Source organism: Dyella sp. SYSU CM1112, assembly GCF_058216415.1.
Window position 1 is genome coordinate 1 of record NZ_JBZEGI010000019.1, and the last position, 21,687, is coordinate 21,687.

Consider the following 21,687-nt stretch of genomic DNA (forward strand, 5'->3'; position numbering starts at 1 on the left):
TTCGGGAAGCTTGTCCCACAAGAGCGCATTCGATTTCCCGGATTCAGTGCGGCGAAAGATGTTTGGCTGTCCATTTCGATTTGTTCAGAGGCTCCTTAAACATCGATTTTCCACCTATACCCCGCACGCGCCCTATGGACGCGTACTTATAACTTATAAGATCACAAACCTGGTGCATATCCACCATCCAATGACATTCGCCTTGCCGGGATAGCACTGCCAACGTTGCATTGCCCAGTGAATACATCAGCTAGATCAATGACGCGATGTATTTCCATGTCCAACAAAGGAGAGTTGTGATGCCTAATGAGCCGTCCGGCGTGGTTCTAGCGAATACGATCGCCACGCTTCCAGCGGGCATCAACCCGTTCGGCGTAGCTATTAGCAAAGTCGATTCGAAATTATTCGTAGCAAGCGGAAAAATGGTGGTGGTGTATGCGATGGAGTATCTGAAGAATGGGACCATTAGGTATTCCCGTCAGTCAGATATCCCATTGATTCCTCCAGCACAAGACGTGTGGCTTTCATCGTTTATGGCATGCAGCCCGACGGAACACAAAGCGTATGTCACGGTCGACGCCAATGTTCACTTCGTGGAATCCGTCGATACAAAAGACAATAAGTCCTCTACCGTTAGCTATCTCCCTATTCTCAATACCATATCGAAAATGGCATTCTCACCCGATGGGAAAAAATGCTATGTGCCAAATGGCAACCAATTGTTAGTCATTGACGAGCAGCCTACATCAGCGACCCCTAAGGTCGTGCCCATCCCGTTGAGTGTATTCGCCGAGTGGGTCGCCGTGACCAACGATGGTGCCTACGCGTATTGCGGGGGCCTGCCTTTTGCATCTCCCGTACCCAACAGCCATGTGTCACGTGTCGACTTGGTCGCCGGCAAAGAAAAAGATTTGGTTCAGGACTTATTCGACAGTGTCACAAGCTTCGACGTTAGTTTCGATAACACCAAGCTTTTTGTCGGTAACGACGATGGCATCGATATCGTCGATATAGCCCAGAATAGAAAAATAAAAACGATCAGGGAAAGCGGCCGATTCGCCCAGATGGCATGCAGCAAAGTGTCTCCAAGGGCTTGCTTTGCCGGCACGTCGTCAGATGGGACAGCACAGTTCATCCAAGTCGTAGACACCATTAATGACACACTGCTTCACAGTATCCCGATGCCTGGCCTGCCCACTTGCATCGCCTTCGACCGCCTCGGCAATGCCTATGTCACGACCACAGGGGTAACTGTCGTCCCTCATTTCAAGCTTATGTCGGCTTGAGAACCGCTTAAACAAGTATCGAATAGAACGCGCCTAGCGTTATCGGCGATGAAGCACGGGGCTGTTAACCATCAGTCCCTTCATCCACTACGCGCCCCATCGGCAGTGCGGGGCTCGTTTCAGCGCGCCACGCCACCATCCGCTTCGAAGTGACTGGCAATGTCGGTTGCCCCGGATTATTCGTGGCAACGATTTGCAGCAGCTCAACGGTATTGCGTTCTACGCAGTCGACTCACCTCATCCCATCAGCCCATCATGCATCCATAAAGTTAGAGATCATTGGGATCGCGTGTACTCCCATACCTGAAAGCACGAATCGCTCTGCTGGTTAAGCAGCATGGGATAAGGCAACCGTGGACACCAAACAAGCTTCCGACCATTCATCATCGAGCGACGGCTGTCGCGCAAGGCCATGATGTATCGATGACCTGAGCACGCGCCTATCAATCAGGACCGCTATCCTCAAAGCTGCTTACGCCGCTCTGCGACATCCTCCGGCGTTACGGTGCCCTGCTTGTCGCCGAAGTGGCCGATCACGTAGTTGGTCAGCTCAGCAATCTCGGTATTGGAGTAGGCATCGCCGAATCCGGGCATGAACGTGGTGTCTCCGGCGGAACGCAGGCTGGAGCCATGCAGCAGAATCTGCGTGACATTCGTGCCATGCACATCGTTCACGCCACGCGTCCCGAGCAGGGATGCATACGGCGTCTGCTGTCCTTTTCCGTTCCATTGGTGGCAACTTGCGCAAGCGCCTTCGAACAGTTTCAACCCTTGTTGATCCGCGTGCATATCGCCGCCCGGTGCCGCGGCGTTGGAAGCCAGCACCGGCGCAGGATGAGCGTCGATGGTGATCGGGTCATTACCGGTGCGCGCAGGCACGCTGCGTAGATAAGTGACGAGCGCGTTGGTGTCAGCCGGGTTGAGAAAACGCAGGCTGTCTTCCACCGCTTCCGCCATGGGGCCGGCAGCGGAGCCGCGGCCGTCAGCGTGCCCAGTAGAGAGATAACTGGCGATATCGCTGTCGCTCCATGCACCGATACCGTGCACCGGATCGGAGGTGATGTTGTAGGCACGCCAGCCTTGCAGTTCCTGGCCTGCCAGTTCGTCGCCGTGCTTCAACCCGAACGCAACATTGCGCGGTGTGTGGCACTCAGCGCAGTGGCCTAGCGCTACGGCGAGGTATTTGCCGCTGTTCCATTGTGGCGATTGCGATGAATCAGGCTGGAAACGTTGGCTCTTGAAGAACAAAGCATTCCAGAAGCCCACCGCCCAACGCTGGTTGTAGGGGAAAGAAAGCGCGTTCGCTTTGTTCTGCTGCGACACCTTGGCCAGGCTGAAAAGATAAGCCTTGATTGCCAGCACGTCGCCACGGCTCAGTTGCGTATAGGAGGTATAGGGAAACGCCGGATAGAGATGTTTCCCATCCTTGCGAATGCCCTGGCGCACGGCACGCACGAAATCATCGTCGCTCCAGCTGCCGATACCGGTGGCTTCGTCAGCCGTAATGTTGGAGGAGTAGATGGTGCCGAACGGCAAACGGAACGGTACGCCGCCTGCAAACGCTTTGCCGGAGCCGGGTACGGTGTGGCAAGCCGTGCAATCGGCGGCCTTGGTGAGGTATTCACCGCGTGCAAGCACAGCCGCCGAAGGCGGGGCGCCCACGACGGCAGGAGACGTGCCATCGGAGGTGTCGGCGCGATTCAAATAAAAATACGCACCCGTACCGAGCAATAGCAGGATCACGACGACGAGCAGGAAGCGGATCATGCGATGTCCCCCTTCGCAGCCATGGAAGCCGATACCACCGACTTGAGTGCGTCCGGACTTTGCACCAGCCGGTCACGGTCGACCGGCAATTGATACAGACGCACGCCGGTCGCCGCGAAAATGGCATTGGCCAAGGCGGGTGCAGCAATCGCAGTGCCTACTTCGCCCAGGCCACCAGGCGGTTCCGCATTGATCACCCGGTGAACTTCGACGACGGGCACTTCGTTGATGCGCAGGTTGCGGTAATTGTTGAAATTGCTCTGCTCGATCGCGCCGTCCTTGATGGTGATGCCGCTATACATCGCGGCACTCAGGCCGAACAGCATGCCGCCCTGCACCTGTGCTTCGATGGAACTGGTGTTGACAGCAATGCCGCAATCGATCGCCACCACGGCGCGACGCAGACGCACTTCGCCCTGCGGGGTGACTTCCACTTCCATCATCGCGCATACGTGACTGCCGAAAGGCTCGCCTAAAGCAACGCCACGCCCCACGCGTGCCGGCAATGGCTCATTGCCCCAGCCGATTTTCTCGGCGGCAAGGTTCAGCACGCCCAGCGCACGCGGATTTTTCTGCAGCAAGGCACGCCGGTATTCGACCGGATCCTTGCCGGCATGATGCGCCAGCTCATCCATGAAGCTTTCCACCACAAACAGGTTGTGCGTGGGACCGACGCCACGCCACCAGCCAACCACCAAGCCAGGCGGCATGTTATGGCGAATCCACTCCACCTTGCCTTTGGGAATGTCGTACGGCAGCTCAGCCACGCATTCGACCGCATCGCTGTCCATGCCATCCTTGCCCATGGCACCCGGCGCAAAGCGCGCCAGCACGGAACCGCCGCTGGTGCGATAGCCGTACCAGAGCGGACTTCCGTTCGCATCGAGCACCGCCGAAATGATGTCGTGGTACATCGGCCGCACGCGGTCGTGACGAATGTCTTCTTCACGCGTCCACACCACCTTCAGCGGATAAGGCACCTGCTTGGCCAGGGCAACGGCTTGCTCCACCCAGTCGGTTTCCAGGCGCCGACCGAAACCGCCGCCGAGATATTGGTTGTGCAGGATGATCTTGTCCTCGGGCAGGCCGGTGATCTTGGCCGCCTGCTCCGCTGCCCGCATCGGTACCTGCGTGCCGGTCCATATTTCGCAGCCGTCGCCGGTCACGTGCACCGTACAGTTCAGCGGCTCCATGGTCGCGTGCGCCAGCATCGGCGACTGATATTCGGACTGCACCACGGTGCCCTGCGGGCGTTCGCCATCGTCGCGCGCCACGATGGATTTGCCATTACGCGCACTGTCAGCCAGCGCATCACGCAGCTGCTGTGTAGTGAGATGCGCGTTTTCGCCGCGATCCCAGGTGATGTTCAAAGCATCCAGACCTTTCCTGGCTGCCCAGAAGTGTTCGCCCACCACGGCAACGGCATTATCCAGGCGAAGCACGTCCACCACGCCGGGAACCGCGCGAGCTGCTTTGTCGTCCAGCGCAGCGAGCTTGCCGTTGAACGTGGGGCACGCCATGACGGTAGCGATCTTCATGCCGGGGACGCGTGCATCAATACCGAATTGGGTGGCGCCCTTGATTTTGTCAGGCGAGTCGACGCGCCGCATCGGCTTGCCGATCAGCTTGAAATCCTTCGGATCAGTGAGTTGCACCTTGTCGGGCATGGGCAATTTGCCCGCAGCGACAGCCAGTTCGCCAAATGGCAGGCTGCGACCGGAGGCAGCGTGATGGACCACGCCGCGATCCACCGTACAGGTGGAAGGATCCACGTGCCAGCGTGTCGCCGCTGCGCTGACCAGCATGCTGCGTGCCACCGCACCGGCTTCGCGCAAGACCTGCCACGTGGCGCGCGTGCTGGTGGAGCCACCGGTAATCTGCCCGCCCAGGGCCGGAATGCCGTAAAGCTCATCGCTGGGTGGCGAGTGCTCCACCACGATCTGGTCCAGGCCGACGCCGAGTTCTTCTGCCAGCAGCATGCTGCAGCCGGTGTAGATGCCCTGTCCCATCTCCACGGTCGGCATCACCAGCCGCACCGGCCCCTTGGTGTCGATGCGGATAAAAGCGTTCGGCGCGAATGGCGGGTTGCCGTCGGCCAGGGCGGCCGCCGCATCGCCTGCTTGCCGGCGGGCATTGATCATCGCGGATGCCGCGCCGGTGCCGCCCAGCCACAGGAAGGCAATGGCCAATCCACCTGTTTGCAGTGCACGCCGGCGGTGAAGATCGACGCTCTCGTCCTCGACCGGTTCCGATGCCTTTTGCGGATGCTCGAACAAGCTGCTCATGTCGCCGTGCCCTCCGGTGTGTTGACGAGGGTCTGCAGGATCTCCGCCTTGCCGGTGGCGGCCTGCTTGATGGCCGCACGAATCCGCACATAGGTGCCGCAACGGCAGATATTGCCGGCCATCGCCGCATCGATATCCGCATCGGAGGGATTGGGCGTGCGCTGCAACAGCGCCGTCGCCGACATGATCTGGCCGGACTGGCAATAACCACACTGCACGACATCCACATCCAGCCAGGCTTGCTGGATCTTCTGCCCGCTCGGCGTGTTGCCCACGGCTTCGATAGTGGTGATAGCCCGATTGCCGATGGCGCCTACCGGCAGCACGCAGGAACGCACCGCCTGACCGTCCAGATGCACGGTGCACGCACCGCATTGCGCAATGCCGCAGCCGAACTTGGTACCGGTGAGCCCGATGACGTCGCGCAGCACCCACAACAGCGGCATGTCGTCAGGCACATCGACCGGATACGACTGACCGTTCACCGACAAGGACAACATGAGAGCCTCCGTACTGCGTCACCAGACGCGTGCACCCCTGGAATACCGGCTTTGCCGGCTCGCGCATTCATGCACGCAGGCCTAAGCGGTTATCACAACAAATGACCCGTAAAAAACCCGTATAACGACGCTTGCGCATCTGGCACGATCCACCGGCAAGCTTGCACGATAGACCGAGCCGCGCATTTAGCATCATCGCATTCTGGCATTGAGCGATATATACCTGACACCATCACGTCCATCCGATGACGTTTCCCTTCTTCTCTCATATCGCAGCATGAATTCAGCACACGAGCTAAGTACCCTGATCGCGGCACTCCGCGGTTTGCACCACGAGGCCTCGCCCAAGGCCGCGCTCGCCACGCTTACGCGCACGCGCGGCTCCACCTTCCGGCGCCCCGGCACGCGCATGTTGGTGTTGGCTGACGGCCAGGTCGTATGCGAACTTTCCGGTGGCTGCCCGCAGCGCGACATCGTGATGCGCGCGCTGGAAGTGATGACCAGCGGCGAGCCGCGCCTGGTTCGCTATAACGCCGAGTCCGGCCTGGACGTGCTGATGGAAATGGGATGCGGTGGCGAACTGGAGGTGCTGATCGAGCCGCTGCTCGCCGTGCACGACACCGATTTCATTGACACGCTATCGCATTGTCTCGACACGCGGCGCACCATCCACATGGCCACCCTGTTCGCCGTCAACGATATCCCTATGATGCCGCGCCGCGTGGTGTGGAACGGTGGCGACATGCTGTATGACGCCATAGGCGATGCATCACTGGTACAAGCCATCGTTTCCGGCATTCCGAAGGTATCCCTGCGCCGAGTGCATACCTTGGGCCTGCCAACGGTGAAAGGCGTGGCAGATGTATTGGTGGAAACCGTCGCACCTCCGCATGCACTCACGGTGATCGGTAGCAGTGCGGCCGCACGCGCCCTATTGCCACTGGCCAGCGCACTGGGATGGCGCACTACCTTGGTCGATCATGACCCTGCGCGTCTTCGCGCCGCGGACCTGCCGGCTGGATTGTTGACGGTCTGTGCCGAGCCAGGGCATTTGCGCGAAGCACTGGTCTTGGACGCGCACAGCTCAGTGGTGGTCATGACGCACAATCTGGAACAGGACATCGCTTACCTCGGCGCATTGAAAGATGCGCCGGTTGCCTACATCGGCGCGCTGGGGTCACGCGAACGCGTGGCACGCATGCGGCACGATCCCTCGCTGGACGGCCTGCACGTGCATGCGCCGGCAGGCTTGGACATCGGCTCGGAAACCCCCGAAGAAATCGCACTGGCGATTGCCGCCGAAATCATGGCCGTGATCAATCGACGCAACGGTGGCCACCTTCGCGATAACGACGGCGCGATTCATTCCTAGACCATGGAACCGCGCAGTTCACCCGTCATCGTATTGCTCGCAGCCGGCGAAGGTCGTCGTTTCGGCGGCGCCAAGCAGCTGGTGGAACTGGCAGGAGAGCCGATGGTTCGCCGCGTCGCACATACGCTGCTCGAACTGGATATGCCGGTTATCGTGGTAACAGGTGCTTATGCCGACGAGGTGGAAGCAGCATTGGACGATCTGCCATTGAGCATCGTTCGTTGCGACACGTGGCAGCTTGGCATGGGTGAGTCGCTGGCAACCGGCGTGCGCGAACTGGCACGCATGTTTCCACACGCTTCCGCTGCGCTGGTATGCCTGGCGGACCAGCCGTTGCTGGAAACCGCGACGTTTCGTGCGATGCTGGATCGCCACATCCAGGCGCCGGATCGCATTCTGTCGACACGCCAAGGTGAGATCACCGGACCACCCACGCTATTTCCCTGTGATAGCTTCAAATCGCTGATGGCGCTTTCTGGCCCGCAAGGCGCACGAACCCTGCTGAAACAGCACCATTCCCGCGTGGAATGGTTCGCTTCGCCCGAAGCGATCGATGTCGATACGCAGGACGATCTGCAGCGCGTGCAGCTGATGCTGCGATCGCGTTCGACGGACATCGGGCAACCATAAATCGCCCGAAGACATGCGCCGCATGCGCAGCCGCTTCGCCGCGAAACCCTATGATTATCGTCATGCCGGTGCGCTAAAAACCTCGGCCGAATCGCGGAAGCGCCAGGCTTTAAACCTTGCGAAAGTCCCGCAAGCGGGTTCTAAATAATGATTAAGCAAATGCTTGGCGCTGCCCATTCAATCTTCACGTGACTTATACAAAGGCGTGACTAGCATCAAATTGCGGGGAATTTCATTAAATAACTTCCAATATCCGTAAATTGGCGAAGCCGGCTCACCGGATTTGCCAAGGGCCTGGCAAGGGCCAGTCCGCGCAAAGCGTTTCGCGGACCTGCGGTCAGTGCGTATGTGATTCGAGTGTCTTGTCCAAGTGATGAGTAACGCAAGGGCATAGCGCCCAGGGGGTCTCCATGAACGCAGCAATTCGCCAGTTTCTGGTTGACGAAGAAGGCATTACAGCGTTGGAATACGGCATTTTGGCCTGTCTTGTCGCAGCTGCCTTGGTCGCAGCTTTTTATCCTCAACTGAAACTGCTTTACGGAACGCTTATGACCCAGTTGACGACTGCGGTTACTAACGCGGCGGGGCAAACTTAATATTGCTCTATCGAGATAACTGGTTTTGATGGATGAGCGCTACACAGCGTTCTCGTTAGTTGTTATGAGCCAATTTTTGCGCGCAATCCTTGGCGCATTTGATTTCTTATGTATCCACGGGAATAAATGGTCGATCGAAGGACTCGGCAATGCCAGCCCTATTACTTATATTAACTACACTACTTTGTGTATGCATAGCGGTTAGCGACTTGCGCGCTCACCGCGTTCCGAACACATGGCTGCTGAGCGCTCTCTTGGCAGGAACAGTACTGCTTGGTTTGCTATGGGTAACGGGCGAGATAGCTCCACCCTGGCAGTCGCTATTAGGCCTGACGATCGGCCTTACCTCCTTGTTGCCTTTCTATGCCATCCATTGGATGGGTGCCGGTGATGTGAAGTTTTTTGCAGTGCTGGGTTTTCTGCTCGGCGCCAAGGCGTTATTGCCGATATGGATCATTGGCAGCATGCTCGCCGGCATGCATGCAATGAGCGTTTTGCTGCACCGCTGGCGTATGCGTCGTGTTGCGCCCGCTGGCGATCCAGGTAAAGCGCGAGGCGTCTTCGACGTACCCGGGACAAAGCGCGGCACGCCCTACGCCGCCTGCCTGGCAGCCGGTGCGCTGGCCGTGCTGTTCGATCCGCAACTGGCTCGATGGTGAGGTGAAGGCGATGCATAAGCGCTATTTTTTTGGCCCGCGATGCCGTCGATTCAACTCGCGTCATCAACGCGGCGTGGTAGCTATTGAGTTTGCCCTGGTGTTTCTGTTCGGCTTCCTGCCATTGATGTTGCTGACCTTTTCCGGCGTGCTGATTTTCGCCGCCCAACAAACACTAACCTTGGCCGCGGCGGAAGGTGCACGCGCTTCGCTGCATTACGGCAGCACTGCGCAACGCGCCACTGATGCCTGCAATGCAGCGCAGGAGTCGATGCAATGGTTATTGCGGTTTTCGGGTGATACGCCGGATTGCGCCAACCCGCCTGCGCCGGGTGCTTCGTCGTATTCACCCATTGCCGTCTCTGCTCCGGCTTCGTGCCCGAGCACGCCAGCCATGAGTTGCGTCACTGTCGTTGCGTCTTACAACTACGACGCCCATCCCTTTATCCCTGGCACCACCACTGTGTACGGCTGGCTGCTGGGAACGATCATGAGCAGTTCCGCCACGGTGCAACTCGACCTGACGGGTGACTAAGAAGAATCCACGTCGCGCCATGGAGATGCCGTCGATGCAGAAGCTCACGCGAATTCTGGCAATTGCACTCGTCGTGCTGGCGTTTCTGCTTGCGCTTGCGGCGTTCGGGCTCGCGCGCCGTCATGTCACGCCGCAGCAAGCCTCCTCGCCAGCGGCACCGCACGCAACCGTAACGCCGCATGCGGACACCGCCTCCGAAACGGCGGTAGTGGTCGCCGCACAGACGCTGCCAGCCGACCAACCCATCCCCTCCTCATCCCTGCGCCTCATCCACCAAGCGCAACCGCCGAAGGGAAGTTTCACCAGCATCGATGCGGTGGCTGATCAAATGGCGCTGGTAGGCATTCCCACCGGAACGGCGATCACACGCTCCTTGCTCGCGCATGGCATGTCGGTGCGGCTGAAAGCGGGAGAGCGGGCCGTCGCCATACCTGTCGATGAGGTTGCCGGTGTCGGCAATCGCGTGCTGCCGGGTGACTACGTCGATGTGTTTCTCAGCCTGAAAAACCCGCAGGTTGCCGAACCTGGGATCCACCGTGACCGCAGCCAGACCCGCCTGTTGCTTTCGCGCCTGCGCGTCCTGGCATATGGCGACCGGAATCTTCCCATTCCCATGACTCCATCAAGTCAGGCCAGCTCAGCCGATGCCGAACAAAAAAGCTCCCGCCCCACTACCGAAGACCAGCCAGCACGTACGGCCGTGTTGGCGGTACCGGTGAGCGACGTGGATCGTCTGCTGCTTGGCATACAAAACGGCAAGCTTACGCTCGCGCTTCGTCATCCGGCCGATACAAGCACGCCGGATCAACACCTCTTTCCACGGCCCCCAAGCGTGTTGTCGGCCGTGGCCTCGCTTTCACCAGCGCAGCGCCAATCGCTTGCCTCACCGGATAACGCTGCCTATGCCGGCGTCGACGGTGCAGGCCTTGCCGGCGATATCGAAACACCGCGTCACGAACCGCACCGCGCCGAGCCATCGCCCACGCTGGAAATCATTCGCGGCACGCAGGTCAGCACCGGCTTGCAGACCACCGGGATTCGCTCTCCATGAATATGCGCTCCGCCTGTTTCGCCACGTTGTTGCTGGCTGCTCTGTCCGTGAGCACGGCAAGTGCAGTCATGGCCACCGCCACCCAGGCCCTGACGCTGCAGACACACGAACAGCTGCCGTGGACGATTCCACCGGACGCGGAACGCATTGCGATTGCTGATCCTCACGTGGCGGACATCATCACGCTCAAGCAAAACCACCAAGCGTTATTGGTAGGCAAGCAAGTCGGACAAACGGTACTGCTGCTATGGCAACGCGGTCGCTCACAACCTCTACGTATAACGATAACCGTGCGCAGCGCCCTGCAGTCGCAACTCGAAAGCGGCACCGGCATGCAGGCCGAGCAGCAAGACGACACCGTTCTGCTCCGTGGCCACACGCCAAGCCTTCTCGACCACCAGCAGGTGCTGCAAGGGGTATCGGTCGCGGACGCTAAAACATCGATCACCGACCTGTCGAAGATCGATAGCGGCGCCGTCGTGCAAGTCGATGTCAAGGTCGTGGAATTCGACAAAACGGCGATGAGCGAGCTGGGACTCAATCTGGTCAAGAGCAACAACAACCACAGCTTTACGTTCGGCACCTTCGCGCCTACTGCGCTGAATTCGGTGGAGGTCGGTACGCAGGCAACCAGTAACAGCAGCGCAAGTTCGCAAATCGGCGGTGTTACGTTCAATGCCACGCAGCCGATTTCTTCGGCTTTCAACCTAATCTTCAATTCCGCCACGCACAACTTGTTCAGTGATCTGAGCATGTTGCAGAGCGACGGTCTGGCGCGTGTGCTGGCTGAGCCGACCCTGGTAGCGCTTTCCGGCCAAAGCGCGAGCTTTCTTGCCGGCGGCGAATTGCCGATACCCGAACCGCAGGGCTTGGGCACGGTGGCCATCGTATACAAGCCGTACGGTGTCGGCCTGACCCTCACACCCACCGTGTTGGCGCCCGATCGCATAGCACTGAAAGTGGCGCCGGAAGCGAGTGAACTGGATTACACCAACCAGATTGTCATCAGCGGTATCTCGGTGCCCGCGATTACCACCCGGCGCGCCGATACCACCGTGGAACTTGCCGACGGCGAGACCTTTGTCATTGGCGGGCTGGTCAGCCAGGACATCACCAGTCAGATCAACAAAATGCCCCTGCTTGGCGACATCCCCATCATAGGCGCGTTTTTTCGCGACATGCAGTACAGCAGACAGGACAAAGAGCTGGTGATCATGGTGACCCCACACCTCGTGCATGCTCTTGCGCGCGGCGTGAAATTGCCGCTTCCCGGCGAACGGGAACAGGAAAAAGCCACGCCCGTGTGGGGTGCTTTTCTGCTCAACCCGGCAGGCAGCGATCCGTTGCCGGGCTTTTCTCGTTAAGGGGCGCGCTATGCAGGCAGTCGCTTCGATCCTCCCCTTTGGCAAGCTGGAGCTCAATGTGAAGTTGCTGTTCTACTCACCGGACGAGCAGCGGGCACATCGCCTTTCCGCGCGGCTGCGTCATCTTGCAAGCGTGCAATGGGAAGACAGCGGCCGATTCTCACCGGAACGATGGGGGCAACGGCAGAACGATTATCAACTGGTATTGCTGGACTATGCCGGTGACACCGCCGATGCCTCCACCGCCCTGGCTCATCAGTTAGGCGCGCTCGCGCCAGATCTGCCGTTGCTCGGCGTGGGCTCCACCACCACCGATCGTGCGGCAAGTGTGCTCGCCGCATGGCGCGCCGGTGTACGCGGTTTTATCGATATGGATGCGACGGACGAGGATATTCGTCACTCGCTCGATCAGGCCCTGAAGCAGACGGAATCCTCGCACCCCGCTCCCGCGAGCGTCACACGAAAGGCAGCCCAGCTCGTGTTGCTGCTCGGTGTGCGGGCAGGTGTCGGCACCAGCACATTGGCAGCGCATCTCGGTGCGCTGTCGATGCCACGCCAAGCGGCGAATGCATCGGGTGACGCAAACGCTCATACGCTGCTGCTGGACATGGGTATGCCGAGCGGCGATGCCTCGCTCTATCTCGGCGCCAAGAGCGATTTCCATGTCCAGGATGCCCTGCGCCATGCAGCACGCATCGACGGCACGCTGATACGTTCGGCATTTCCGCATCACGCCAGCGGGCTCACCGTCCTTTCGCAAGCTCAGGATCTGCCGCTCGACATCGCCGATGCGAGACCGCTGATTGAACGCATGCGCGGCTGGTTCGAACTGGTTTTGTGCGACGTTGGCGGGGTATCGCCTCAACACATTCCTACGAGCCTGTTGGAACTTGCCGATGAAATCTGGCTGGTGGCCGAACAAGGCATCGCGTCGATGGTGTCGCTGGACGCATGCCTGCGGCATCTCGGGCAGCGCCGCCTACGCGACGGAAGGCTGTCGCTGATCATCAATCGTTACGACGAAGCATGCGGTATTACCGCCGAGCACATGGCGGCGCGTTTCAGCCTGCCTTTGCTGGCGGTACTACCAGACCGCGGACGCAGTTTGCGCAGTAGCGCCAACCAGGGATTATTGCTGCATGAATCGGCACCGCGGGATGCCTATGTACGCGCCCTGGCGCCCCTGCTAGGGAAATGGCGTAGCGACATCAAAGGTACCTCCGACATGCCTCGATGGCGCCGCTGGTTGCACGGCAAGGGGGGCCATCCATGGACGACATCATGAAGCCAGACATCGATCTTCTCACGATGCGGCTGGCCGCATCCGACGAACGAGGCAACACGCCCTTCGAGCAAACCCAGCAATTCCACGACATCCTCTCGGGTGCGCATGAATTCCTGCTCAACAGGATCGAAGAACAGCATCTGGACATCACCACCTGGTCGCTGGACACGATCAGCAAATACACCGAAATCGAAACCGCCACATTCATCCACGAATGGCGGATTCCTATCAACGAAACCGAAATGCACAAGGTCTCGTCGGCACTGGTGAAGGAGCTGACGGGCTTCGGCCCCATCGATGATCTTTTGCAAGATGCAGACGTGGAAGACATCCTGATCAACGGCTACAAAGATGTCTACGTGTCACGTCGAGGTGTGCTGGAGCATGACAAGGCACGCTTTACCGACAATCGTCATCTGCTGCGCATCGTGCGCCGTTTTCTGGTGCCGCTCGGACGCAGGCTCGACGAGTCCAATCCCATGGTCGACGCCCGATTGCCCGATGGCGGTCGCTTGAATGCGATCATTGAACCGCTGTCGGTATGCGGCCCCTGCGTTTCCATCCGGAAATTCCGCAAGGATCCGTTTACGCCGGACGATCTGCTGGCGCGGAACATGTTCGATGGTCCCATCCGTGCCCTGCTGCAGGCAGCGGTCATGGGCCGATGCAACATCGTGATATCAGGTGGCACCAGTTCCGGCAAGACATCGCTCTTGAATGCATTGGCCAGTTTCATCCCGCTCACCGAGCGGGTGATCACGGTGGAAGACACGGCCGAACTGTCACTCAACCATCCCCACGTGGTGCGGCTGGAAAGCCGCATGGGCGGCTTCGACGGCGAAGGCGCCGTGAGCATACGCGACCTGGTGCGCAACAGCCTGCGCATGCGACCCGACCGCATCGTGGTAGGCGAAGTCCGCGGCGCGGAAGTGTTGGAAATGCTGCAGGCCATGAACACCGGCCACGATGGCTCGATGTCCACTATCCACGCCAACTCGCCACGCGATGCCCTGTATCGATTGGAAATGCTATGCGGCTTTGCGGGCTTTCAAGGCAATCAGGGCAGCTTGCGTCGACAGATTGCCAGCGCCATCGACTTCATCATCCAGATCGCACGGCTCGGTAATGGCCGGCGCGTCATCAGCTCGGTTACCGAAGTGATCGGCACCGGCGAAGAAGTGGTGACGACCCAGGAAATGTATCGGCACGAAACATCGGTCGATGCACGGGGTGTCGAGCGCGATGTCTGGCGTGGATTGGGCTTCCATCCGCACACATCCAAGCTGGAGCCGTACCGACAATTCTTGCGCGAAGCAGGCGGTGGTCCATGATCCAGGCGCTTGCACTGATAAGCCTCGCCCTGCTGATGCTGGCCGGCGCAGTCGAACTGTGGTGGGGCGCCGATGCGCGCAGGCAATCGCGCCGCAGTCTGGCCCATATCGAGCAGAGTCTCTCCGCGACCACGGACACTGGCCGCCCCGCTTTATCCATGGCGTCGACACCCTCGACGGCCCATGACGAGTTGCCGTCCGATGTCTTTTTTCTGCGCGCCGGCTTGCCCACCGGTTGGCGCATGTTCGCAGCGCTATCGGTGGGGGCCATCGTCGTCGTGCTCATCGGCTGGTGGCGCGTCGGCAACCTGTGGGTGACGCCTGTGCTGCTGGCGCTGTACGGGGCATCAGTGTGGCTGTGGCTGCGTGGGCGCATAGAAAGACTGCGCAAACAGCTCACTCATCAGCTACCCGATTTTCTCGATGGCCTGGTTCGCATGTCGCACATCGGCAACAGCTTGCCGATGGCGTTTCAAGCCATCCTGCCCTCCGTTCAACCGCCTTTGCGCAGTGTGCTTGAGCAGGCCATGCAGGGGGTACGCGCCGGCATGGATCTCGATCGCGCGCTGCAGACGGCGTCGCATCCTTATCGCGTAGAAGAACTCGAATTGCTGCATGTCGTGCTGGGCATCGGCATGCGCATGGGCGGCCGCTCCGATCAGATCCTGCAACGCATGAGCGATTTCATGCGCGACCTCGGCCAGGCTCGCCAGGAACTGAAAGCCGTGACCGCCGAAACGCGCCTGTCCGCGTGGGTGATCGGTTTGCTACCGCTGGCTGTGGGGGCATTCATGACCTTGGCTAATCCGGCTTTCTTCAACCCCATGTTCACGCAGCCGCTGGGTCATAAAGTGCTGCTGCTGGCGCTCGGACTCGAACTGAGCGGCGCCTTTCTGCTGTATCGGCTGGCGAGGTCGCTATGAGCACGCCAATGCTGGTCATCGCCGCGATTTTGCTGGCCCTTGGCATCGTGCTCTTTGGCTTGACTGTTTTGCAGCAAGCACGTCATGCCGAACAGGTATCGCAGGTGCTTGATCGTGCTTTGCAGAAAGCCAGTGCAGAACGTGGTACCGCAGCGGATGCCAAGGTGCGGCGCAACTGGCGGCAACGCGGGTTGCATGCGTTGGAATTACTGGGCAAGCGCTTCGAAAACGGCCGGCTGGGCACATGGCTGCTTGCCTCCGAAGATCGACTGCTGCTGGACCAGGCCAATCGCAATACGCCGACCGGGCGCGCCTTATATATCGGCTTGCGGCTCGCGCTTGCGGTCGCACTGCCCATCGTCTTTCTGCCCTGGCTACCTTCCGCGGGCGCACGGCTATTGCTCAATGCACTGGCTGTGTTTGCAGCCGGATTGCTGCTGCCCAAGCTGGTATTGAGCACCTGGGCCGCCCGGCTGAGAAAGCAAGCGGATGAAGAACTGCCCTTGCTGATCGACTTGTTGCGCCTATTGCAAGGCGTGGGCATCAGCATGGATCAGAGCCTGCAGATCATCGACGAACGTTTCCGCACCGTGTTGCCGGTCATCGGGCGCGAGATTCATGACGCCAATATCGTGTATGCACATGGCCGTTCACGCGCACAGTCATTGCATCGCCTGGCCGAAGCGTTCGATAACCAGGATCTGCAAAGCGTAGTGCAGATAATCGTGCAGGTTCATGAGCACGGTGGTGCTGTGCAAGAACCCTTGCGCCAGTTCGCCGAGCGAGTGCGCGAGCAACGCAAGGCGCGCATGAAAGAAAAGACCGGCAAGCTCTCGGTAAAAATGACGCTGGTCATGATGCTCACCCTTCTTCCGGCCTTGATGCTAGTGCTGGCTGGACCGGCGGTAATTTCCCTGATTGGCACCATGGCCCGGCTGAGGGGACATTGACCATGCCTAGAGCCACATGGGTGGGCGTGGGCGCCGTGTGGGCATGCAGTCTACTGCTGCAAGCGTGCGGCGCGGTACGCAGCGGCTATCCAGGCCATAACCAGATACCAAGCCTGGCGGACCCATCCAAACCCGCTACCGATAACAAAGCGATGTATCTGGATCTCATCCGCCAGATGCAACAGCAAGGTGCCTACTACGCTTCGTTGGCACATATCGATGCATTCCGTTTGCATTACGGCAATCCCCCGCAACTGCAGCGCCTACAGGCCGACGCGCTGCGCGAAACCGGCCAGAAGGCGGCGGCTAGACAAATCTATCAAGCGATGCTGCGTGGGCCACAGGCAGCGCCTGCATGGCATGGACTCGGCCTGATTGCTGCGAGCGACAAACAATACGAAGAAGCCGAAAAGGATCTGTTTAAAGCCACTCAGCTGGAGCCGATCAATGTGACCTATTTAAGTGACCTGGGCTACGCGCGGCTTGTGGCAGGCCACATCGCCGCTGCACACGAGCCGCTCGCCGAAGCGGCCGAACTCGATCCGACGAACGCCAAGGTCATCGCCAATCTCGCCCTGTGGGCCTCATTGAATGGCAACGCGTCGGAGTCGGAAGCCATCATGCAGCGCGCGAACCTGCCAAAGGAAACTCGCGATGCCGTGCGCCGCCTTGCACTGAATCTGCGCATGCAGTCGAAGGCTGGCGATCAGGCGACGGCATCATCGTCCGGCATCGAACCGACACCGACTGTCCCTTCATCCGGTATTCCCTCTCCCTTGCTCGGTCGCCTGAGCAGCTCTTCCTCCAGTGAGGCTCATCCATGACTCCGCGCATTGCTATCGGCATCGTTGTTTTATGCATGATCGTGACGGGAACGGCTATGGCGCAACAAACATCGCGCGCTTTGCCGCCACCCGCTGAACCAGCCTCCGTTACGCAACCGCCGGATCAGACCAGACAGATAGGCGATACCACGCGCTATTTGCTGCAGCTGCAGGCAAGCGGCCACGCAGCGGGAACGTCATTGCCCATGCTGGGCGACGAAGCAAGCGCAAGCTATCGCCGATACCTGAAAAGTTTCGAACATCCCATTCCCGAATTTTACGAAACGCCCGTCGACAAGATGGACAACAGCGGACGGTAGACAGCCATGCACGCCCTATTCCGCCGACAACCAAGCTATCGCCGTTCAAAGCTACGCCAGAGCGGTTCCATGGCAGTCAACATGATGCTGGTGTTGATCGCGCTGATCGGCATGCTGGGACTGGTGGAGATCGGCTATCTGTATTGGGCCAAGCGCGATACGCAAAAGACTGCCGACCTGGCATCGCTCGCTGGCGCGCAACAGCTCCAGGATTGCAGTGCAGACAATGCCGACAATTCGGCAGCGCGTGGCAATGCGACGACCGAAAATCGCTTTCAGGGCACGCTTGCCATTTCATGCGGCACCTGGGATCCGACTGCCAATGGCGGCACAGTGGATCATTTTTCCACCACTGCGGCGGGCACGGCTCCGAATGCCGTCAAGGTCATCGCATCGCGTCCGGTTACGCCGTTTCTCGGCCTGGCCGGTTCGCTGCCCAATGTATCGACGGAGGCGGTTGCCACCCAGGCATCGCCCGTGGCGGCGTTTTCGATCGGCACGACCTTGTTGAACGTCAATGGCGCAGCCACGCTGCCGCAGTTCCTGCAAAGCATCGGGCTCAATCTCAATGGCACCTCCCTGGTCGGCTACCAAGGGCTGGCCAATGTGACGATTACGCCCTCAGGTCTGTTGAAACAATTGGGAGTGGATGTTCCTGCAAATATCTCCGTGGGCGATCTCAATACCCTGCTCGCGGCGCAGGCGCAGGTCCAACCCTTGATCAATGTGCTCAACGCCATCGTGACGGTGGGCGGCCAGCAACAGTTGACCAGCGCCAATCTCACACTGGTCAACGCCATCACTGCTGCCGTGGGTAATATGCCCTTGAACGTGACGCTGGGTTCGGCCACGAGCAATCCCAGCGGCCTGTTCGCCCAGATCGTGGGACCGGATGCTGCCGCGCAAGCCGCACTGAATACGCAGGTCAATGCGCTCCAGCTTCTGAATGCGGCGATCGGCGTGGCGACCACGGGGCATGCCATTTATGGATCGCCCATCACGTTAAGCACGCCGCTCGGCATTACGGTCAACGCGTCAACCAGCGTGATCGAACCGCCGTCGATCGGTGTCGGCGGGATAGGCACCACCGCTTATACGGCGCAGATCCGCACCTTTATCGATATCACGACGCCAAACGGCCCCGTCTCGCTACTCGGCGGCCTGATCACGCTCTCTCTCAATCTGCCGATTGCCATCGACCTGGTCAACGCACAGGCCACGCTAACCGATCTTTGCAACACCACCGACAGCAACGGCCAGCCCGAAGCGACGATCGCCGTAAACGCTTCCGTGTTGAAAATGTGCGTGGGAAACATCACGCAGGCGGGAGCGTTTTCCACTGCACTGGGCTGCGACAAGATTCCGGGCGCCAGCACACCGCAGCAATTGTTTGAGTTGTCTCTCGGCAACGTTGATCTGGCGAGCCTCAATACGTCGATCGTGACAAATGCGCTGCCTGCCAGCGGTAGTGGCACCCTGGCTGCCGGAGAAAGCGCAGTCATCCCGGCCGGCGGCAATCCGTTGGACATCGGCACCAGCGTCAACAATCTGGTGAGTGCGCTGACGACGGCACTGTTTGCCAATGCCGCCACCCAGCCGCCAGCCAATTCATCGCAAACAGCCACGCAGATCGCTACCGATCTGTGGAACGCCACCAACCCCAGCAGTACCTACCTGCAACGTACGCAGCAAGCCTTGGATCAGATCCAGACCGCATCACAGGGCTTCCAGGGCGTGCTCGGCAACGTCACGACGGACATGCTGGATCTGCTTGGCAATACGGTCCAGTTGAATGTGCCAGGGTTGCTTAGCAGCGTGAGCAGCCTGCTTAACAGTGTCACAGGCGACCTATCCCAATTGCTCGGCGACGTTGGGTGCGCGGCGGGAAGTTCAAACGCATGCATAAGCGTCATCAGCAGTGCCTTGCCGAGCGGTAATGGAGCCAGTTCTGGCGCATTCGTCGGCTTGATGAGTTTCCTGCTGCAAGCGCTTCAGCAACCGCTGGACGATATCGGCTCGAACGTACTCAGCCCGGTGCTGACCCATACGCTCGGATTGGAACTGGGCGAGAACACGGTCAATATGCAGTCGCTGCAATGCCACCGCGTGCAACTGGTGTATTGATCCCTTAGTCACTATCAGGAACAACATGCATGAGTGCAACCAATCGCTGCAGCCGCCGGTACCGCTGCCTGCTCACGATGATGGCGACGATGTTCACGTGCGCGCTGGCATCCGCTACGGATACCCCACCGCCGGTACCGAATGCGCAGCCGGTTCAACTACCCGGCAGCGCGATGGATGACTTTCATGAGCTGATCCAAAGCCATCAACTCACGGAGCTGCGCACCACGTATAACAGCAGCTACGGTGCAAGCCTCCTGTTCCAGCCCGACAAGCTTTCTTATTACGTCGCCCTGTTCCACGGCAAGGATTTCTGGCGAGTGATCCGCAGTGACTCTTACGACGATGCCGAGAACATCTACCACACGTTCGTGACGCAAACCGAGCAATTGGCAAAGGTGGACATCGACACGCTGCGCTTGCAGGCAACCAAGCAGTACACGGACCGTTTGGTGGCCGCGAATCAGCAGCACCTGCAGAACTTGGAGCGGGATGCCGAATATCAACGGCAGCAAAGCCAGCAGGTTGCGGCACAACAGCAGCAAGCCGAGCAGCAAAGCTCATCGCTGGAGTCGCAACTTCACGCATCCAACAGTGAGCTGGATGCGGTGAAGGAACGGATTCATGCACTGGAACAGCAAGCCTCCAATCCGGACTTGGTCATGCCATCTTCGGTGCAAAACTCAGAGTCCCCTGCCCCGGCGACCTCTACTGCTACGGCGGCAGCGCCTGCCAATTGAGCATTTTGCCTATTCGTGGAAGACGCTCATCCGCAATGGTTATCGGTGTCTTCATGCCTGAATGTAGGGGTTTTGTCGATTTGTCGCTGCCATAGCTATTATTTCTGTCATATTTGAGTAAAGTTCGCCTGTTAGCGCCGCTCTGACCACAGGCAGCATTGCGGCATCGCAACACGCAATGCACGGTGGTACATCGCGTAGCTGATGCAGATCAAGCCATGGGTTGGCTAAAGCAGCTTGACTATCTCGGGCTTCTAAAAGGGAGGGATTCATGCCGAACTGGGAAAGAGCTTTGACGACGGTAGGCCTGCGTTATGGCCGAGAGGATGTTCCCCCGCCGTCTTTCGCTCTCGCCGGGCTCTAACACACCAGCACTTTCTCTCACGACCCCGCCACCCGCGGCTGGCAACCGCAAGGCGATAAACAGGTGCGCTATCGCGCATCGAATGCATATCAGGGTGCTACACGCTGCAGACAACTCGGAGTACGCACTCCGTCCATTTCTTTTTAGGGGAGTTACTGCAATGAGTGATGAACAGGCGATTGCCCGCTTTTCCAATCCCGCGCCGCTGGGATTGGCGGGTTTTGCATTAACGACGTGGTTGCTCAGCATGATCAATGCAGGCTGGTTTAACGGCGACGCCATGAACATGGTGCTTGCCGTTGCCATGGCGTATGGCGGAACGGCGCAAATCATCGCCGGGATCATGGAGTTGCCGCGGGGGAATACGTTCGGCGCAACGGCCTTCGTAAGCTACGGTGCTTTCTGGTGGTCGTTTGCACTGTTTGTGTTGTTTCTGCATGACAAGGTGCCGGGTGCATTCGTCGGCTGGTACCTGTTCATGTGGGGAGTCTTTACGTTCTACATGTGGGTCGGCACATTGCGGGCGGCACGCGCGCTGCAGCTTATTTTCCTCGCTTTGTGGATCACCTTCTTTCTGCTGGCGGCAGGCGAATGGACCGGGATGGGCAGCTTGCATATGGCAGGCGGTTATACCGGCCTCATCACCGCGCTGTTCGCGTTCTATCTGTCGGCGGCAGAAGTCATCAATGAAGCGCACAAGCGGATCGTCTTGCCCGTCGGGGCGCCGAATCCCGCAAGGTGAATGCGTACATCCCACGTGACGACAACAACTCCACAAAGAAGG

The 21,687-nt window shown here is 59.3% G+C and carries 20 protein-coding genes; 17 read left to right on the top strand and 3 right to left on the bottom strand.

Going from position 1 to position 21,687, the window contains the following annotated elements; genetic code table 11:
- Positions 1-299 precede the first annotated feature (299 nt).
- Positions 300-1,286 carry a YncE family protein gene (locus AC4HNJ_RS19555; protein WP_490481287.1) on the top strand — a complete coding sequence of 329 codons (987 nt, stop codon included), beginning with the start codon at positions 300-302 and terminating at the stop codon, positions 1,284-1,286.
- A 462-nt stretch (positions 1,287-1,748) separates the two neighbouring features.
- Here the strand turns inward: AC4HNJ_RS19555 and AC4HNJ_RS19560 are convergent, their stop codons facing one another.
- From AC4HNJ_RS19560 to AC4HNJ_RS19570, 3 genes are read right to left on the bottom strand one after another with little or no spacing between them, the layout of a single operon-like run.
- On the bottom strand, positions 1,749-3,053 hold the full coding sequence (locus tag AC4HNJ_RS19560) for a c-type cytochrome (RefSeq protein ID WP_490481288.1): 1,305 nt from the start codon (positions 3,051-3,053) through the stop codon (positions 1,749-1,751).
- A complete protein-coding gene (locus AC4HNJ_RS19565) occupies positions 3,050-5,338 on the bottom strand; it encodes a xanthine dehydrogenase family protein molybdopterin-binding subunit (protein ID WP_490481289.1) in 2,289 nt (762 codons plus the stop codon). Before AC4HNJ_RS19565 ends, AC4HNJ_RS19560 begins: the two co-directional genes overlap by 4 nt.
- Positions 5,335-5,838: a (2Fe-2S)-binding protein gene (locus tag AC4HNJ_RS19570; RefSeq protein WP_490481290.1), complete on the bottom strand. Its 504-nt coding sequence runs from the start codon at positions 5,836-5,838 to the stop codon at positions 5,335-5,337. The genes AC4HNJ_RS19565 and AC4HNJ_RS19570 overlap by 4 nt, the downstream gene beginning before the upstream one ends.
- Before the next feature lie 277 nt (positions 5,839-6,115).
- Between AC4HNJ_RS19570 and AC4HNJ_RS19575 the strand changes: the two genes are divergently transcribed.
- The 16 genes from AC4HNJ_RS19575 (at position 6,116) to AC4HNJ_RS19650 (ending at position 21,645) form a co-directional block, all read left to right on the top strand.
- A complete protein-coding gene (locus AC4HNJ_RS19575; RefSeq protein WP_490481291.1) occupies positions 6,116-7,210 on the top strand; it encodes an XdhC family protein in 1,095 nt (364 codons plus the stop codon).
- A gap of 3 nt (positions 7,211-7,213) precedes the next feature.
- The gene (locus AC4HNJ_RS19580; protein ID WP_490481292.1) at positions 7,214-7,840 is read left to right on the top strand and encodes a nucleotidyltransferase family protein; all 627 of its coding nucleotides are present in this window, start codon (positions 7,214-7,216) and stop codon (positions 7,838-7,840) included.
- 410 nt (positions 7,841-8,250) lie between these two features.
- The gene (locus AC4HNJ_RS19585) at positions 8,251-8,436 is read left to right on the top strand and encodes a Flp family type IVb pilin (RefSeq protein WP_490481293.1); all 186 of its coding nucleotides are present in this window, start codon (positions 8,251-8,253) and stop codon (positions 8,434-8,436) included.
- Between the two features lie 149 nt (positions 8,437-8,585).
- Positions 8,586-9,095 (top strand): A24 family peptidase, encoded by a 510-nt coding sequence (locus tag AC4HNJ_RS19590; protein WP_490481294.1) that lies wholly within the window; start codon positions 8,586-8,588, stop codon positions 9,093-9,095.
- Positions 9,096-9,105: 10 nt separating this feature from the next.
- A complete protein-coding gene (locus AC4HNJ_RS19595; RefSeq protein ID WP_490481295.1) occupies positions 9,106-9,627 on the top strand; it encodes a TadE/TadG family type IV pilus assembly protein in 522 nt (173 codons plus the stop codon).
- A gap of 34 nt (positions 9,628-9,661) precedes the next feature.
- Positions 9,662-10,678, top strand: a complete 1,017-nt coding sequence (cpaB, locus tag AC4HNJ_RS19600; protein WP_490481296.1) for a Flp pilus assembly protein CpaB — start codon at positions 9,662-9,664, stop codon at positions 10,676-10,678.
- Entirely contained in the window at positions 10,675-12,042 is a 1,368-nt protein-coding gene (locus AC4HNJ_RS19605) for a type II and III secretion system protein family protein (RefSeq protein ID WP_490481297.1), read from the top strand. The genes cpaB and AC4HNJ_RS19605 overlap by 4 nt, the downstream gene beginning before the upstream one ends.
- Positions 12,043-12,052: 10 nt before the next feature.
- Entirely contained in the window at positions 12,053-13,327 is a 1,275-nt protein-coding gene (locus AC4HNJ_RS19610; protein ID WP_490481298.1) for a P-loop NTPase family protein, read from the top strand.
- Positions 13,312-14,658 carry a TadA family conjugal transfer-associated ATPase gene (locus AC4HNJ_RS19615; RefSeq protein ID WP_490481299.1) on the top strand — a complete coding sequence of 449 codons (1,347 nt, stop codon included), beginning with the start codon at positions 13,312-13,314 and terminating at the stop codon, positions 14,656-14,658. The genes AC4HNJ_RS19610 and AC4HNJ_RS19615 overlap by 16 nt, the downstream gene beginning before the upstream one ends.
- Positions 14,655-15,581 carry a type II secretion system F family protein gene (locus AC4HNJ_RS19620; protein WP_490481300.1) on the top strand — a complete coding sequence of 309 codons (927 nt, stop codon included), beginning with the start codon at positions 14,655-14,657 and terminating at the stop codon, positions 15,579-15,581. Before AC4HNJ_RS19615 ends, AC4HNJ_RS19620 begins: the two co-directional genes overlap by 4 nt.
- Positions 15,578-16,531 carry a type II secretion system F family protein gene (locus AC4HNJ_RS19625; protein WP_490481301.1) on the top strand — a complete coding sequence of 318 codons (954 nt, stop codon included), beginning with the start codon at positions 15,578-15,580 and terminating at the stop codon, positions 16,529-16,531. The genes AC4HNJ_RS19620 and AC4HNJ_RS19625 overlap by 4 nt, the downstream gene beginning before the upstream one ends.
- Before the next feature lie 2 nt (positions 16,532-16,533).
- Positions 16,534-17,355, top strand: coding sequence for a tetratricopeptide repeat protein (locus AC4HNJ_RS19630; RefSeq protein WP_490481302.1), 822 nt, complete (start codon positions 16,534-16,536; stop codon positions 17,353-17,355).
- Entirely contained in the window at positions 17,352-17,675 is a 324-nt protein-coding gene (locus tag AC4HNJ_RS19635; protein WP_490481303.1) for a DUF3613 domain-containing protein, read from the top strand. The genes AC4HNJ_RS19630 and AC4HNJ_RS19635 overlap by 4 nt, the downstream gene beginning before the upstream one ends.
- Before the next feature lie 69 nt (positions 17,676-17,744).
- The gene (locus AC4HNJ_RS19640) at positions 17,745-19,799 is read left to right on the top strand and encodes a TadG family pilus assembly protein (protein WP_490481304.1); all 2,055 of its coding nucleotides are present in this window, start codon (positions 17,745-17,747) and stop codon (positions 19,797-19,799) included.
- Positions 19,800-19,828: 29 nt separating this feature from the next.
- Positions 19,829-20,539, top strand: coding sequence for a DUF2968 domain-containing protein (locus AC4HNJ_RS19645; RefSeq protein ID WP_490481305.1), 711 nt, complete (start codon positions 19,829-19,831; stop codon positions 20,537-20,539).
- A gap of 524 nt (positions 20,540-21,063) precedes the next feature.
- Positions 21,064-21,645 (top strand): acetate uptake transporter, encoded by a 582-nt coding sequence (locus AC4HNJ_RS19650; RefSeq protein ID WP_490481306.1) that lies wholly within the window; start codon positions 21,064-21,066, stop codon positions 21,643-21,645.
- Positions 21,646-21,687: the final 42 nt, after the last annotated feature.

Excerpts from the sequence above, each read along its gene's own strand:
- AC4HNJ_RS19555 (WP_490481287.1), top strand. The coding sequence starts at position 300 with ATGCCTAATGAGCCGTCCGGCGTGGTTCTAGCGAATACGATCGCCACG.
- AC4HNJ_RS19560 (WP_490481288.1), bottom strand. The coding sequence starts at position 3,053 with ATGATCCGCTTCCTGCTCGTCGTCGTGATCCTGCTATTGCTCGGTACG.
- AC4HNJ_RS19565 (WP_490481289.1), bottom strand. The coding sequence starts at position 5,338 with ATGAGCAGCTTGTTCGAGCATCCGCAAAAGGCATCGGAACCGGTCGAG.
- AC4HNJ_RS19570 (WP_490481290.1), bottom strand. The coding sequence starts at position 5,838 with ATGTTGTCCTTGTCGGTGAACGGTCAGTCGTATCCGGTCGATGTGCCT.
- AC4HNJ_RS19575 (WP_490481291.1), top strand. The coding sequence starts at position 6,116 with ATGAATTCAGCACACGAGCTAAGTACCCTGATCGCGGCACTCCGCGGT.
- AC4HNJ_RS19580 (WP_490481292.1), top strand. The coding sequence starts at position 7,214 with ATGGAACCGCGCAGTTCACCCGTCATCGTATTGCTCGCAGCCGGCGAA.
- AC4HNJ_RS19585 (WP_490481293.1), top strand. The coding sequence starts at position 8,251 with ATGAACGCAGCAATTCGCCAGTTTCTGGTTGACGAAGAAGGCATTACA.
- AC4HNJ_RS19590 (WP_490481294.1), top strand. The coding sequence starts at position 8,586 with ATGCCAGCCCTATTACTTATATTAACTACACTACTTTGTGTATGCATA.
- AC4HNJ_RS19595 (WP_490481295.1), top strand. The coding sequence starts at position 9,106 with ATGCATAAGCGCTATTTTTTTGGCCCGCGATGCCGTCGATTCAACTCG.
- cpaB (WP_490481296.1), top strand. The coding sequence starts at position 9,662 with ATGCAGAAGCTCACGCGAATTCTGGCAATTGCACTCGTCGTGCTGGCG.
- AC4HNJ_RS19605 (WP_490481297.1), top strand. The coding sequence starts at position 10,675 with ATGAATATGCGCTCCGCCTGTTTCGCCACGTTGTTGCTGGCTGCTCTG.
- AC4HNJ_RS19610 (WP_490481298.1), top strand. The coding sequence starts at position 12,053 with ATGCAGGCAGTCGCTTCGATCCTCCCCTTTGGCAAGCTGGAGCTCAAT.
- AC4HNJ_RS19615 (WP_490481299.1), top strand. The coding sequence starts at position 13,312 with ATGGACGACATCATGAAGCCAGACATCGATCTTCTCACGATGCGGCTG.
- AC4HNJ_RS19620 (WP_490481300.1), top strand. The coding sequence starts at position 14,655 with ATGATCCAGGCGCTTGCACTGATAAGCCTCGCCCTGCTGATGCTGGCC.
- AC4HNJ_RS19625 (WP_490481301.1), top strand. The coding sequence starts at position 15,578 with ATGAGCACGCCAATGCTGGTCATCGCCGCGATTTTGCTGGCCCTTGGC.
- AC4HNJ_RS19630 (WP_490481302.1), top strand. The coding sequence starts at position 16,534 with ATGCCTAGAGCCACATGGGTGGGCGTGGGCGCCGTGTGGGCATGCAGT.
- AC4HNJ_RS19635 (WP_490481303.1), top strand. The coding sequence starts at position 17,352 with ATGACTCCGCGCATTGCTATCGGCATCGTTGTTTTATGCATGATCGTG.
- AC4HNJ_RS19640 (WP_490481304.1), top strand. The coding sequence starts at position 17,745 with ATGGCAGTCAACATGATGCTGGTGTTGATCGCGCTGATCGGCATGCTG.
- AC4HNJ_RS19645 (WP_490481305.1), top strand. The coding sequence starts at position 19,829 with ATGAGTGCAACCAATCGCTGCAGCCGCCGGTACCGCTGCCTGCTCACG.
- AC4HNJ_RS19650 (WP_490481306.1), top strand. The coding sequence starts at position 21,064 with ATGAGTGATGAACAGGCGATTGCCCGCTTTTCCAATCCCGCGCCGCTG.